The organism is Paraburkholderia kururiensis JCM 10599 = LMG 19447, assembly GCF_003986935.1.
GTDB lineage: Bacteria > Pseudomonadota > Gammaproteobacteria > Burkholderiales > Burkholderiaceae > Paraburkholderia > Paraburkholderia kururiensis.
Window position 1 is genome coordinate 148,573 of record NZ_RJZE01000001.1, and the last position, 13,248, is coordinate 161,820.

Sequence of the window (13,248 nt, forward strand, 5' to 3'; positions counted from 1 at the left end):
AGCCGCATCGGGTGCTGTTCACGGGTTCACCCACCCTGCTCAAACGAGGAATACCCGTGAACAGTCCCTTCAACGCTGCGCCGGTCTGCGTGCCATGCCGGCTCGCTGCCATAGGCGCAGTCGTGCTGCTCGCCGGCGGCGCATTCGTCTGGACCGCCGGCTGGCTGACGCCCAAGCGCCTCTCCGCTACCGCTGTTGTCGATCAATTGCAGACCGACGGCGGCACTCACGCTGGCTACCGACGCAATCATGCGAAGGGCCTGTGTTTCGAGGGCCATTTCGAAAGCAACGGTGCGGGCGAATCGCTTTCCCGCGCGGAAATTTTTCGTGCTGGCGTGACGCCGCTCATCGGGCGCTTTTCGATGCCGGGCAGCAACCCGGGCGCGCCGGACAACAGCGTGCCGGTCAAAAGCATGGCGCTGCTCTTCAAGCTTCACGATGGGGAGCAGTGGCGCACAGGCATGAACACGGTGCCGGTGTTTTCGGTACGCACGCCGGAGCAGTTCTACCAGCAGTTGCAGGCGCTGCAGCCGGTTGCCGCTACGGGCAAGCCCGACCCGGCGCGCGTGGCGGCCTTCTATGCGGCCACGCCTGATTCAGCACCACTGCGCCAGTGGATCGCCACGCACCAACCTTCGTCGAGCTTCGCGAACGCCACGTTCTACAGCGTCAACGCGTTCCGCTTCACCAACGCGAGTGGCCAGACGCAAGCGGTGCGGTGGTCGATGGTGCCCGAGTTGCCGTACATGGCGCTCGATCCGCAGGCGGTGGCGCACAACCCTGGCTTCCTCGCGCAAGACCTGACCCAGCGGCTCGCCGCGGGGCCGTTGCGCTGGCATTTGATATTGACGGTGGCGGCACCCGGCGACCCGGTCAACGACGCCACGCGCGTCTGGCCGGCCGATCGTCCGCACATCGATGCGGGCACGCTCGTGATCGAGCGCAGCGTTCCGCAGGCCGTCGGTGCGTGCCGCGACGTGAATTTCGATCCCACGATTCTGCCCGCGGGCATCAGTCCGTCGGACGATCCGCTGCTGGCCGCGCGTTCGTCCGCGTATTCCGTGTCGTTCAACCGCCGCACGCGCGAAGAAGCGCAGCGTGCCGCGCCGTCCACGCGCGAGAGCGACGAGAACAACGAGGGCAACCCGGGAGACCATTCATGAGGACCACGCGCACCCACTTCAGCCTCGCGGCCCGCGCGCTGCACTGGATCATGGCGGCCGCCATCATCGCCATGCTGTTCATTGGTGTGGGAATGGTCGCAACGGTCTCGCGCGCGCATGACGTGCTGATCGCCATTCACAAGCCGCTCGGCGTCACGCTGTTGCTGCTCGTGCTGGTACGAGCCGGCGTGCGGCTCACGCATGGCACGCCGGCGCTACCCGACGATATGCCCGGCGTGCAGCGCGCCGCCGCGAAGCTCTCGCATCTCGCGCTGTACGCCTTGATGCTGGCCATGCCGCTGATCGGCTGGGCGATGCTTTCGGCCGCGGGCTATCCCGTCACGCTGTACGGGCCGTGGCATCTGCCGCCTATCGCACCACACAGCGTGGCGCTCTACGCGACGCTGCGCACGCTGCACACGGTGCTGGGGCTCACGCTGTTCGCGGTGGTGCTGCTGCACCTCGCCGCCGCGCTGTATCACGGGTTGATACGTCGCGACGGCGTGCTCGCCAGCATGGCACGCGGGGAAGGCCGCGCTTGACGGAAGTGACGAATCCTCAGGGCCACTTCGGGTCGCGCATCGTGCCCTGCTCGACATAGCGCTGGTGCCACGACAGCGACTCGTTGAGCAGATGCGGCGTGTGCTTGCCGTAGCTTTCGCGGCTCGCGCGCTCGAAGTAGTCCATGAGCATGGGCCGATAGTCGGGATGCGCGCAGTGCTTGATGACCTCGCACGCGCGCTGCTTCGGCGAGAGGCCGCGCAGGTCGGCAAGGCCCTGTTCGGTCACGATCACGGCCACGTCGTGCTCGGTGTGGTCCACATGGCTCGCCATCGGCACGATGCGCGAAATCGCGCCGCCCTTGGCCGTGCTCGCGGACATGAAGCACGAGAGATAGCCATTGCGTGCGAAGTCGCCCGAGCCGCCAATGCCGTTCTGGATGCGCGTGCCCATCACGTGCGTGGAATTCACGTTGCCGTAGATGTCGGCCTCGATCATGCCGTTCATCGCGATACAGCCCAGGCGCCGCACCAGTTCCGGATGGTTGCTGATCTCTTGCGGCCGCAGGATGATGCGCTGGCGGAACGTGTCGAGGTTCTTCGCGAAGCGCGTCACGGCGGCGGGACTCAGCGAAAGCGCGGTGGCCGACGCTACGGAGAGCGTGCCGTTCTCGAGCAAATCGAGCATGCCGTCCTGAATCACCTCGGTGAAGGCGGTGAGGTTCTGGAACGCGCCCTTGCCCAGTTCGGCCAGCACGGCGTTCGTGATGTTGCCCACGCCCGATTGCAGCGGCAGCAGCGAGCCCGGCACGCGGCCGTGGCGCACTTCGTGGCGCAGGAATTCGATCAGGTGCCCCGCGATCTGCCGCGAAACGTCGTCCGGCTCGGAAAACGCATTGCTGCGGTCCGGCGCGCTCGTCTTCACGACCGCGATGACCTTCTCCACCGGACAGTGCAGCCACGGCTCGCCGATGCGGTCGCCCGGATGCACGAGCGGAATCGGCCTGCGCCGCGGCGGGAGCGCCGTGCCGTAGTAGATGTCGTGCATGCCGTCGAGCCCTTCGGGCTGCTGCTCGTTGACCTCGATGATCACGCCCGCGGCCTGCTCGATCCACGTCTTGTTGTTGCCCACCGAAGTGGACGGAATGAGCTGGCCATCGGGTGTCACGCCGCTCACTTCGATGACGGCGACGTCGATCTTGCCGAAGAAGCCGAACCACGCGTGCTGCGCGACGTGGCTCAGGTGAATGTCGAGGTAGTCGATGCGGCCCGCGTTGATCTGCTCGCGCAGCGTGGGGTCCGACTGGTACGGCAGCCGCATCTGGATGCCGTCCACGCGCGCCAGCGCGCCGTCGAGTTCGGGCGCCGTGGAAGCGCCGGTCAATACGCGAATGCGGAAGTCTTCGCCGCGCGCGTGCGACTCTTCGATGTGGCGGGCCAGCGCGGCGGGCACCGCCTTCGGGTAGCCGGCGCCGGTGAAGCCGCTCATGGCGACGGTCATGTCAGGGCGAATCAGCTTCGCGGCGTCTTCCGCCGACATGACGCGTTCGAGGAGTTGAGTGTTCAAAATGCGTGTCGATCCCATTGCGGGTCCTCCAGATGAAATCCTCTGATGCCGGACGGTCCCGCCAGGTACGACGCGTGGTGCGAGTAGGTGGAAGCGGCCCGTGGCCGGCGTAACTTCGTAGCTTTTGTCGAGTGCCTGAATGTTCGACGCTGGGCCGCTTCCGCCGCTTGACGTGCGTCAAGCGGTAACGATTCCAGACCTGCAATACAGCGTTACTTGGCCGCAGCCCACAGCGTGCGGCCGAGGAACGTCAGCGTGCGGTCCCATGCCAGTTGCGACCAGACCGGATCGAACTGCGTGGCGGCGATGCGGCCCGGCCCTACGGCCGTTTCGTTGGCGAAGCCGTGATGAGCCAGATAGCGGTGGAACTGCAAGTCGACCTTCGCCTCGGTCAGCTTCGCTTCGAGCCCATCCACGAGTTCCGGCGTGAAGAAGCCGTCCTGCGAGGCCCAGTGGCCCATCACCGGCACCTTGATCTTCGACGCATCCACGTAGTCGAGCGGCGGGCAGCCGTACCAGAGCACGCCCGCGGAGGCTTCCGGCACGTTGCACAGCGCGAGCACCGTGAGCGCGCCGCCCATGCAGTAGCCCATCACGGCCACGCGCTCCGAATGCTGCTTGAGGTACTGCACGGCGCCGCGAATGTCCTGCGTGGCGGCGTCGCCGAAATTGAGCCCGTCCATCAGGTGATGCGCCTCTTCTTCTTCCACCGTGGATTTGCCGCGATAGAGGTCGGGCACGAGCGCGATGTAGCCGCATTGCGCGAGACGGTCGGCCACGCCGCGAATCTGGTCGTTCAAGCCCCACCATTCCTGAATGACGACGACAGCCGGCGCGCCCTCGGGCTTTTCCGGCTTGGCCAGATAGCCTTGCAGCTCCTGACCGTCAGGGCGGCGAAAGGGAACCATGGTTCCCGTCGTGGTACCTGCATTCGGCTTCATGCGACGCTCCTTGTTTGAGGGAGTCGCTAGCATAGCGAAAGTGGTGAGGCGGCGTCGGCAGGGCGCGCAGGCGTGTAAGCCACGAGGGTCACGATAGCGGCCGCACCGCTACTCACGCGCCTCTGCGCCATACACCTCGATCCGGTTGCGCCCGCGCGCCTTGGCCGCATAGAGCGCTTCGTCGCCGCGCGAGAGCGACTGGTAGGCGCCGGTATCGTCGGCGCGCATCGAATCGATACCCACACTCACCGTCATCACGATGGCTACGTCGCCGTGCATCATCGGCGTCTGCAACACGCGCTGCTGCACGCGTTGCGCGAGCACGACGGCCGCCTCCACAGACGCGCCGGGCAGCACCATCGCGAATTCCTCGCCGCCCACGCGTCCGACGATATCGCCCGCGCGCACTTCTTCGCGCAGCAGCGCCGCGAAGTGACTGAGCGCGCGATCGCCCAGTGCGTGGCCCCAGCGGTCGTTGAGCCCCTTGAAGTGATCGAGGTCGAACATCAGCACCGCCGACACGTAGCCGCGCACGCCGCGCAGCCGCACCAGTTCGGCCTCGCTCTGCATGATGAAGTGACGGCGATTGGGCAACTGCGTGAGGAAGTCGATGGTGGCGAGTTCCTGCAACTCGGCCTCCACGCGCTTGAGTTCGGTGATGTCCGTGGAGGTGCCCACCATGCGCAGCGCGCGGCCCTCGCTGTCGCGGCTCACCACTTTCCCGCGGCTGCAGATCCACTTGTAGCGCCCGTCCTTGCAACGGATGCGGTGTTCCACCGAGTAGGTCTGCGTTTGATTCTCGAAGTGCGCCTGCATGGCGGCTCTCACGTAATCCACGTCGTCGGGGTGCAGACGCGCGATGGCGTCTTCGATGCGATCGGTGAGATCGTGCGGCGCGTAGCCCAGCATGGCTTTCCATTCGAGCGAATAGCGGATGGTGCCGCTCGGGATGTCGCGGTCCCACACGCCGGTGCCGCTGCCCGCGAGCGCGAGCGTCACGAGTTCCGCGCACGCCTCCAGTTCGCCGACGCGTGCGCGCAGCGCTGTCACAGACTCGACACGTTCGATGGCGTCCGCAGCGAGCCCGGCGAGTTCGTGGAGAAACGCGCGCTGCGCGTTGTCGAACGTGCGCGGCGTGTGGTCGAGCAGGCACAGTGCGCCCAGATGCCGACCGCTCGATGCCGTGACTGCGCAGGCGGCGAAGAAGCGCGGCCAGCGCGACGGAGCGTCGGACGTGGCGCCCGCCGCCCGCATGGGGATGGCGCGGCTTTGAAAGCGCTCGTCGGCGTGCGTGTCGGGCACGACCACCACAGTGTCCAGCAGGTTTCCGCCCGCCTGGGAAAACGCGAACAGATCGGGCGGCAGCGCCACGGGCAACGGGCCCGAACTGGCCAGCAGACGCTGCCCGTCGCCACCCGCGCGCGTGAGCAGGGCAGCCGCTACGCCGAAATGCGCTTGTGCGAGCCGGGCCAGCGCGGCCCACTCGGCATCGGCCGGACGAGCGTTCGCCGACACCTCTACGGCAGGCGGCCTGGCATCGTCATTGGGATCGGCGCACGTGGACATAGGGAACGCGTGTTCAGAAGACTATCGGGTCTGCCCAGGTCTGCCGGGCTCTGCCTGACAGGTCGGTTTGTTCGGTCCGCTTTCGGTCCGCTGGTTCGGTCCGCGGCGGAATTCATTGATCAGATCAAACAGCCCGTCGAGATGCAGAGCGGGTCAGTTTATAACGGCATTGCATCGGACGGAATTGAGGACTCGCTGCGCTGCGGCACGCGCGCGGGGGCAGGCTGCATGCGGGCGGCGAATTTTGTTCGCGGCCTGCAATGCGCTATTGTTCGTCGCCACAAAAAGAGGAAACCCATGAGCGCCATCCGACTGTCCCGCGTCACCCGCGCCGACGCCGCCGACCTGATCGCCGCCAACCGCGCGAACCAGTCGTACCACCTGCCGTGGGTGGCTTCGTTCACGGACGACGCCGGCTTCGACGCCTGGTTCGGCCGCGGCCTGACGGGGCCGAACGTCAATCTCGTTGCACGTGAGGCGGCGTCGAGCCGCGTGGTGGGCGTGGTCAACATCAACGAGATCGTTGGCGGCGTTTTTCAGAGTGCCTACCTCGGCTACTACGGCATGCAGGAATTCAGTCGCAAGGGCCTCATGACGCAAGCGCTGCGCGCGGCGATCCGCTTCGCGTTCGGCGATCTCGGGCTGCATCGGCTCGAGGCCAACATTCAGCCTGAAAATCGTGCCTCCATTGCGTTGGTGCAGCGGCTGGGGTTTCGGCAGGAAGGCCTTTCGCCGCGGTATCTGCACATCGGCGGCGAATGGCGCGACCACGAGCGCTGGGCGCTGCTTGCCGACGAATCGCCTATCGCGCCGGACGACAACGCGCGCTGATCGCGCCCCGTGGTCTGGTCGTCCCATCGCCCCATCGCCCCATCACGGTAGCCACCACCGGCCGCCCGGCCAAACCGCAAGCCTCAATCATTGCTGCGATCACTGCGATTGCTGCGACTGCTGCGCGCGTCCCGCCGCGAGTTGGTCGTTGCGTTCCTTCAGAAACGCGATGAGCCCATCGATCCCGCTTTCGGTGATCTTGTCGCTGAACTGCTGACGGTACGTCTGCACGAGCCATGCGCCCAGCACGTTGAGGTCGTACACGCGCCAGCCCTGCGGCGACCGGTAGAGCCGATAGTCGATCTCCACGGGCCGCTCGTTGGTCTCCGCGATCGTGCGCACCACTACGTCGGTGTCCGTGGGGGCGATGTGCATGGGCGGGTACTGGATCTTCTGGTCAGGCTTCAGCTGCGCGAGCGCGCCCGAATAGAGATGGATCAGCAGCAGCCGGAACTGTTCTTCCACCTGCTGGCGCTGCTCGGGCGTGGCGGTTCGCCAGTAGCGGCCCATGGAAAGCCGCGTGGTGCGCTGAAAATCGATGTACGGAAGAATGTCGCGGTTCACGATATCGAGAATGCGCGTCATGTCGTCGGGCTCGATCTTGCGTGTGCGCACTTCGTCCAGCACCTGCTGCGTGGCGGTGCGGATCAGCGCCTGCGGGTCCGACTTGTCGTCCACCTGGGCACGCGCCGCGCTGCTGAACGTGAACAGGGCAACGAGCGCAAACGACACAGCCACAACGGGATTCACGAAGAGTTTTCTCATGGATTCAACCTGAGCAAGGGGTTCATGCAACGGTCACGCAAGCAGCACGTGAGCGTCATATAGGCGTTATGCGAGCAACGCGGTGTGCGCGAGCATTTCCCGGTGCAGCGCTTCGGTTGCGGCGGCGAGCACCCGGCCGTCGCTGCCCATGCCGAGGGGCCGGCCCTTCCAGTCCGTCACCACGCCGCCCGCGCCTTCTATCACCGGCACGACCGCGAGGTAGTCATAAGGCGCGAGCCCGGCCTCCACCACCGCGTCGATGTGGCCCGCGGCGAGCATCGCGTAGCTGTAGCAGTCGCCGCCGAAGCGGCGAAACCGCGCGCGTCGGCTCAGCGTGTCGAAGATCGCGTATTCCTCGCCTGAAAACATGTCGGGAGAAGTGGCCGAGACATTGGCCGCCGCGAGCGCCGTGCAGCCGCTGGTCGTGCAGCGCGTGCCCGCGCCGGCGTCGGCGCCCGTTGAAGCAAAGCAGCCTTCGGCCGTGCCGATCCATCGCTCGCCCAGCGCGGGGGCGTCGATCACGCCGAACACGGGCCGCCCGGCGTCGAGAAGCGCAAGCAGCGTGCCCCACAGCGGCATGCCGCTGATGAAGCTGCGCGTGCCGTCGATGGGATCGATCACCCAGACATGCTGCGCGCCGAGGTTTTGCTGCCCGTGCTCTTCGCCATAGATGCCGTGCTCCGGAAACACGGCGGCAATGCGGGCACGAATATGCGCCTCCACGGCGCGGTCCGCGACGGTAACCGGGCTCTCGTCGGCCTTGGTCTGGATGTCGAGGGGCTGCCTGAACTGGGCGAGCGCGATGCGCCGCGTCTCTTGCAGTACGGCTTCCGCAAAGCGGCGATAAGGATCGCTCGGGTCGGTCGGGTCAGTTGGGTCGGTCGGTCCGGTCATGGCTTTCATCCTCTGCCTTGCGGGCGGGCCCCACGCCCGCCCGTCGGTCTTGACGCGTCGCCACATGATCCCATAGCCGCCGCCCGTGCGTGCGCGTGCGGGCACGCCGCGCCCGGTTTTGCCGCTTTTTGCTGCTTTTGCTGCGTTAGCGCATATTCCAGCCGGTTGGACGCAGTAGACGACATGATCGCGTCCCCTTAATTCTTCCGACGAATTGCCGTAAACGCGGTCAAGGCCCCGCCGGAGACCCAAAGGACGGTATTGCACACCGTCGCTGCGGCAACAGAGGGCCTCGGCAGCATGCCCCGGCGACTTTTATGCGGTCGGCATCGGCGTGCGCCACCTTCCTTGCCCCTATGCGGTTTGCAACGGTATCGCAAGTCTTCTGCATCCGGCCTGTCCTGGGCCGGCACGCATGGGTCTTGCCGTTCGCGTTGCGCCGATCTCAAGCATCGTTGATATAGGAATTGCGTTACATGAGGATCTCAAACCTGAGAATCGGGGTCCGGCTCAGTTCGGCATTCGGCCTCGTCATCGCCCTGTTGATTGGCACGGCGCTGGTCGGTGTCCAGCACCTGGACTCGAGCATGGCCAAGATGGACTCCATCGTCAGCGAACGCTACACGCTGATCGCGCTGAGCAACCAGATCAAGAACAACGGCTACAAGGCCAACGGCATTCTGAGCAACCTCCTGCTCGCCACCACGCCCGAGGCCGCGAAGAAGTACATGGACGACTACGTCGTCATCAGAAAGGCCAATGCCGACGCCTACGCGCAGCTGGAGAAGCTGCTCTCGAGCGACGAGGGCAAGGCGCTCTACAAGGAGCAGTTCGACGCGCGCAGCGCCTACGGCGTGGACGTGCGCAAGTTCTTCGACCTCGTGGCCCAGAACCGCCAGCAAGACGCGCGCGAACTCTACCAGGGCGAACTCGCGCAGCGCCAGGACCAGTACTACGTACTCGTCGACAAGATGGTGGACTACCAGGCGGCCCAGATGCAGAGGGACTCGGACCGCGCGCGTGAAGAAGGCCACAACGCCAAGATCCAGATGGTGCTGCTCTCGCTCACCGCGCTCTTCGTCGCGGTGGCCACGGGCTACGTCATCACGGCCAGCATCACGCGGCCCGTCAACCGCGCCTTGAGCCTTGCCGAAGCCGTCGCGCAGGGCGACCTCACGCACCGGCTGGAAGGCGACTCCGACGACGAGATCGGCCGCCTGCTCGGCGCGCTCAAGCGCATGACCGAAAACCTGCACGGCATCGTGGCGAAGGTGCGCAAGGGCACCGAGACCATCACGATGGCTTCGCGCGAAGTGGCGAGCGGCAACATGGATCTGTCGAGCCGCACAGAGCAGCAGGCGAGCGCACTGGAACAAACCGCAGCGGCAATGGAAGAGCTCACGTCCACGGTGAAGCAGAACGCGGACAACGCACGTGAAGCGAACCAGGTGGCGTCGAACGCTTCCGTGATCGCGTCGCGCGGCGGCGAAGCCGTGAACCGCGTGGTGGACACGATGAGCGCCATCAACGAGTCGTCGCGCAAGATCGTCGACATCATCAGCGTGATTGAAGGCATCGCGTTCCAGACCAACATCCTCGCGCTCAACGCTGCCGTGGAAGCGGCGCGTGCCGGCGAAAACGGCCGCGGCTTCGCGGTGGTGGCGGGCGAAGTGCGCAGCCTCGCGCAGCGCAGCGCGGTAGCCGCGAAAGAAATCAAGACGCTCATTCAGGACTCCGTGAGCCACGTGGACAACGGCAGCAAGATCGTCGAGGAAGCGGGCGCGACCATTCGCGAAGTGGTGACGAGCATCACGCACGTCACGGCCATCGTGAGCGAGATGAGTTCGTCGAGCCAGGAGCAGAGCGACGGCATCGAGCAGATCAACCACGCCGTCACGCAGATGGACCAGGTCACGCAGGAAAACGCCGCACTGGTGGAAGAAAGCGCCGCCGCCGCGCAGGCTTTGCGCGACCAGGCCGCGCAACTCACCGACATGGTGGCCGCGTTCAAGCTCGACGACACGTCTTCGTCAGACCGCTGGCAAACCGCTCGCACCACGCGCGGCGCGAGCACGGCCGGCGCACTGGACGTGACGCCGCGGCCGCTGCTGCTCGGCAGCTGACGCAAACGTTTCAAACCTGACAGATACACAAAGAGGACGGAGACACGGGCCGGCCGCGAGGCCGGTCCGCAGATGAAGCAAAGGGGCGCGCGTGCGCGCTCCGGCTGTCTCGCCGCCCGCACGAGGGCACCCGTCCTGCTGACGTATCGCGTCGGCGCCGCGCGCGCCGTACGGACCGGACGTGTGACTCTGGTGCAGACGACGAGATCCGATCAACGGTTTCTCTCGAGTGCCTACCAGACATGTCCAACGACTATTCCGATCACGTTGCCGTTCCGCGGTTTTCTTTCGGCTCGTCGGCCCAGCATGCCGCGGCCGCTGCGGCCGTTCCCGCATTGCAGATTGCGCGGTTCATCGAGGCGCACCGCCACGAGGGCTACCGCATCGCCAACCTCGATCCGCTCGACCTCGCCCCTCGCGCGGACGTGCCTGAACTCACGCCCGCCTTTCATGGGCTCGACCCCGACCAGATCCGGCCTTCGGACAAGGACGGTTTTCCGGCCGCCGTCACCGTCGAAGAACTCGAGCGGCAACTCAAGCGCGTCTACTGCGGCGCGCTCGGGCTGGACACGAGCGGCATGCGCAGCGAAGCGCGCCGCCGCTGGCTCTTCTCGCGCATGGAGGCGGAGCTGCTGTATCCGCGCGCCGCGCCGGAGCAGGGCAAAGCAGGCGAAGCGCTGCTGCGCCGCCTCGTGGAAGCGGAGATGTGGGAACGCCTCGTCGCCGCGCGCAACGAACACGCAAAGCGCTTTTCGCTGGAAGGCTGCGAGAGCCTCATTCCGCTCGTCGACGCGCTGATCGAGCACGCCGGCAGCCACGGCGTGCAGCAGATGTTCCTCGGCATGCCGCATCGCGGGCGCCTGAATACGCTCGTCAACGTGCTGGGTTTTCCGGCGGAGAAGATGCTGGCGTGCCTCGACTCCGAGTCCGACGTCGCGGCCACGCTGACCGATCTCGCCTACCACCTGGGCAGCACGGCGCGCAAAGCAACGCGCCACGGCAACGTGGACGTGTTCCTCGCGCACAACCCGTCGCATCTGCAAAGCGTGTATCCGGTGGTGAGCGGCATGGCGCGCGCGTGGCAGGACGAGCATCAGGGTGCGGGCTGCGTGCCTGTGGTCGTGCATGGCGACGCCGCGTTCGCGGGCCAGGGCATCGTGATGGAAACGCTGAACCTCACGCGCAAGAGCGGCTACGCGCTGGGCGGCACCATTCACGTCATCGTGAACAACCAGATCGGTTTCACCACGCCGAACCTCATGGATGTCTGCGAGCAGACCTGGTGCACAGACATCGCGCGCATGATCGACGCGCCCGTGATCCACGTGAACGCCGACCATCCCGAAGACGTGCTGCGTGCTGCGCGTATCGCGTTCGACTACCGCATGAAGCACGGCGCGGACATCGTCGTCGACCTGATCGGCTACCGGCGCCTCGGTCACTCCGAGCACGACATTCCCGCCATCACGCAGCCGCTCACGCAGGCCGCGGTGGGCGTGCATCCCACGGTGACAGAGCTGTATCACGACGCGCTCGCGCTCGCCACGCCACTCGACGCGCTGCGCGACGAAGCGCTGCGAAAGCTGGAGGCGCAGCAGCCGGAAAGCGATCGTGCGGCTGCGGCTGACGCTATGGCACACCGCGCGCCGCGTACGTCGTTCCAACCCGTCTCGCTCGCGCGCCTTCAGTCGTTGACGAAGACGCTCACCCGCGCCCCCGCCGGCTTCCGGCTGCACGAATTCGTGCGCAATATCGCGGCGCGCTGGCAAGCCACGGTCGCAAGCGAAAGCAATGCCGCAGACTGGACCTTCGCCGAAAACCTCGCCTACGCCACGCTGCTCGAAGACGGCCACGGCATTCGCCTCTCGGGCATGGACGTGGGCCGCGGCACCTTCATGCATCGGCATGCCGTGTGGCACGCCCAGGCCGCACTGCCGGGCATGGGCGGCGTGCATGTGCCGCTCCAGCACATCGGCGAACGGCAAGGCGCGTTCGATATCGTGAACTCGCCGCTCACCGAAGAAGCCGTGCTCGGTTTCGAGTACGGCTACAGCGTGCAGGCGAAGCGCCGGCTCACGATCTGGGAAGCGCAGTTCGGCGACTTCGCGAACGGTGCGCAGGTCTTCATCGATCAGTACATTGCGGCTGGCGAGTACAAATGGGGCTACCAGTCCGCGCTCGCGGTGCTGCTGCCGCACGGCCACGAAGGCGTGGGACCGGAGCATTCGAACGGCTATCTGGGACGCTTCCTGCAACTGTGCGCGGGCGGCAATCTGCGCGTGGCGGTGCCGTCAACGTCGGCGCAATGGTTCCATCTGCTGCGCGAGCAGGCCATGGCGCAGCGGTCCGTGCCGCTTATCGTGATGTCGCCGAAGGGACAGCTCTATGGCAATCCGGCCTCGCATGCGCGGCTCGAACAGTTCGTGGAGGGCGCGTTCCAGCCGGTGATAGGCGATACGGAGATTACGGACGCCCACGCCGTGACGCGCGCCGTGCTGTGCAGCGGCAAGCTTTTCTACGAACTGCAGCGCGCGCGCAACGAGGCGCACGATGCCACGGTCGCGCTGATCCGCGTCGAACAGCTGTATCCGTTTCCGCACGCTGAACTCGCGAGCGAGCTGGCGAAATTCGCGAACCTCACGGAAGTTGTCTGGGCGCAGGAAGAGGACCGCAACCAGGGCGCGTGGCGTTCCGTGCGCGAAGACCTGGAGCGCGTATTGCGCCTATTGCGCGAATTGCCCGCAGGCTGCCGTTTGCGCGACGTGTGCCGCACGGCGACTGCGGCAGGCGCGCATTCGTCGATGCGGCCGCACCGCGAGGAGCAACAGCGTCTCGTGACCGAGGCGCTGCGCACCGTGGAGGACGCACTCATCGGGTAGCATGGCCTTCCACGCCACT

The 13,248-nt window shown here is 66.2% G+C and carries 10 protein-coding genes; 5 read left to right on the forward strand and 5 right to left on the reverse strand.

The window, feature by feature from the left end; all coding sequences use genetic code 11:
• The first annotated feature begins 56 nt into the window (after positions 1–56).
• Positions 57–1,163 carry a catalase family peroxidase gene (locus PKKP23_RS00640; RefSeq protein WP_126875408.1) on the forward strand — a complete coding sequence of 369 codons (1,107 nt, stop codon included), beginning with the start codon at positions 57–59 and terminating at the stop codon, positions 1,161–1,163.
• Positions 1,160–1,705, forward strand: coding sequence for a cytochrome b (locus tag PKKP23_RS00645; RefSeq protein WP_126875409.1), 546 nt, complete (start codon positions 1,160–1,162; stop codon positions 1,703–1,705). The genes PKKP23_RS00640 and PKKP23_RS00645 overlap by 4 nt, the downstream gene beginning before the upstream one ends.
• 16 nt (positions 1,706–1,721) lie before the next feature.
• On the opposite strand, the gene PKKP23_RS00650 is transcribed toward PKKP23_RS00645, so the two are convergent.
• The 3 genes from PKKP23_RS00650 to PKKP23_RS00660 all read right to left on the reverse strand — a co-directional run bounded on the left by PKKP23_RS00650 (position 1,722) and on the right by PKKP23_RS00660 (position 5,737).
• Positions 1,722–3,248: an acetyl-CoA hydrolase/transferase family protein gene (locus PKKP23_RS00650; RefSeq protein ID WP_017773969.1), complete on the reverse strand. Its 1,527-nt coding sequence runs from the start codon at positions 3,246–3,248 to the stop codon at positions 1,722–1,724.
• Positions 3,249–3,442: 194 nt separating this feature from the next.
• Positions 3,443–4,171, reverse strand: a complete 729-nt coding sequence (locus tag PKKP23_RS00655; protein WP_126875410.1) for a dienelactone hydrolase family protein — start codon at positions 4,169–4,171, stop codon at positions 3,443–3,445.
• Positions 4,172–4,279: 108 nt separating this feature from the next.
• Positions 4,280–5,737: a sensor domain-containing diguanylate cyclase gene (locus tag PKKP23_RS00660; protein WP_126875411.1), complete on the reverse strand. Its 1,458-nt coding sequence runs from the start codon at positions 5,735–5,737 to the stop codon at positions 4,280–4,282.
• A 297-nt stretch (positions 5,738–6,034) separates the two neighbouring features.
• On the opposite strand from PKKP23_RS00660, the gene PKKP23_RS00665 reads away from it, so the two are divergent.
• Positions 6,035–6,568: a GNAT family N-acetyltransferase gene (locus PKKP23_RS00665; protein WP_126875412.1), complete on the forward strand. Its 534-nt coding sequence runs from the start codon at positions 6,035–6,037 to the stop codon at positions 6,566–6,568.
• A 99-nt stretch (positions 6,569–6,667) separates the two neighbouring features.
• Here the strand turns inward: PKKP23_RS00665 and PKKP23_RS00670 are convergent, their stop codons facing one another.
• Both PKKP23_RS00670 and hisN read right to left on the reverse strand, forming a co-directional pair.
• Positions 6,668–7,333 (reverse strand): MlaC/ttg2D family ABC transporter substrate-binding protein, encoded by a 666-nt coding sequence (locus tag PKKP23_RS00670; protein ID WP_017773973.1) that lies wholly within the window; start codon positions 7,331–7,333, stop codon positions 6,668–6,670.
• Between the two features lie 66 nt (positions 7,334–7,399).
• Positions 7,400–8,236, reverse strand: a complete 837-nt coding sequence (hisN, locus tag PKKP23_RS00675; RefSeq protein ID WP_126875413.1) for a histidinol-phosphatase — start codon at positions 8,234–8,236, stop codon at positions 7,400–7,402.
• Between the two features lie 467 nt (positions 8,237–8,703).
• Between hisN and PKKP23_RS00680 the strand changes: the two genes are divergently transcribed.
• Together PKKP23_RS00680 and PKKP23_RS00685 are read left to right on the forward strand one after the other, a co-directional pair.
• Positions 8,704–10,350 carry a methyl-accepting chemotaxis protein gene (locus PKKP23_RS00680; protein ID WP_051061967.1) on the forward strand — a complete coding sequence of 549 codons (1,647 nt, stop codon included), beginning with the start codon at positions 8,704–8,706 and terminating at the stop codon, positions 10,348–10,350.
• Positions 10,351–10,592: 242 nt separating this feature from the next.
• Positions 10,593–13,229 (forward strand): 2-oxoglutarate dehydrogenase E1 component, encoded by a 2,637-nt coding sequence (locus tag PKKP23_RS00685; protein ID WP_126875414.1) that lies wholly within the window; start codon positions 10,593–10,595, stop codon positions 13,227–13,229.
• Positions 13,230–13,248: the final 19 nt, after the last annotated feature.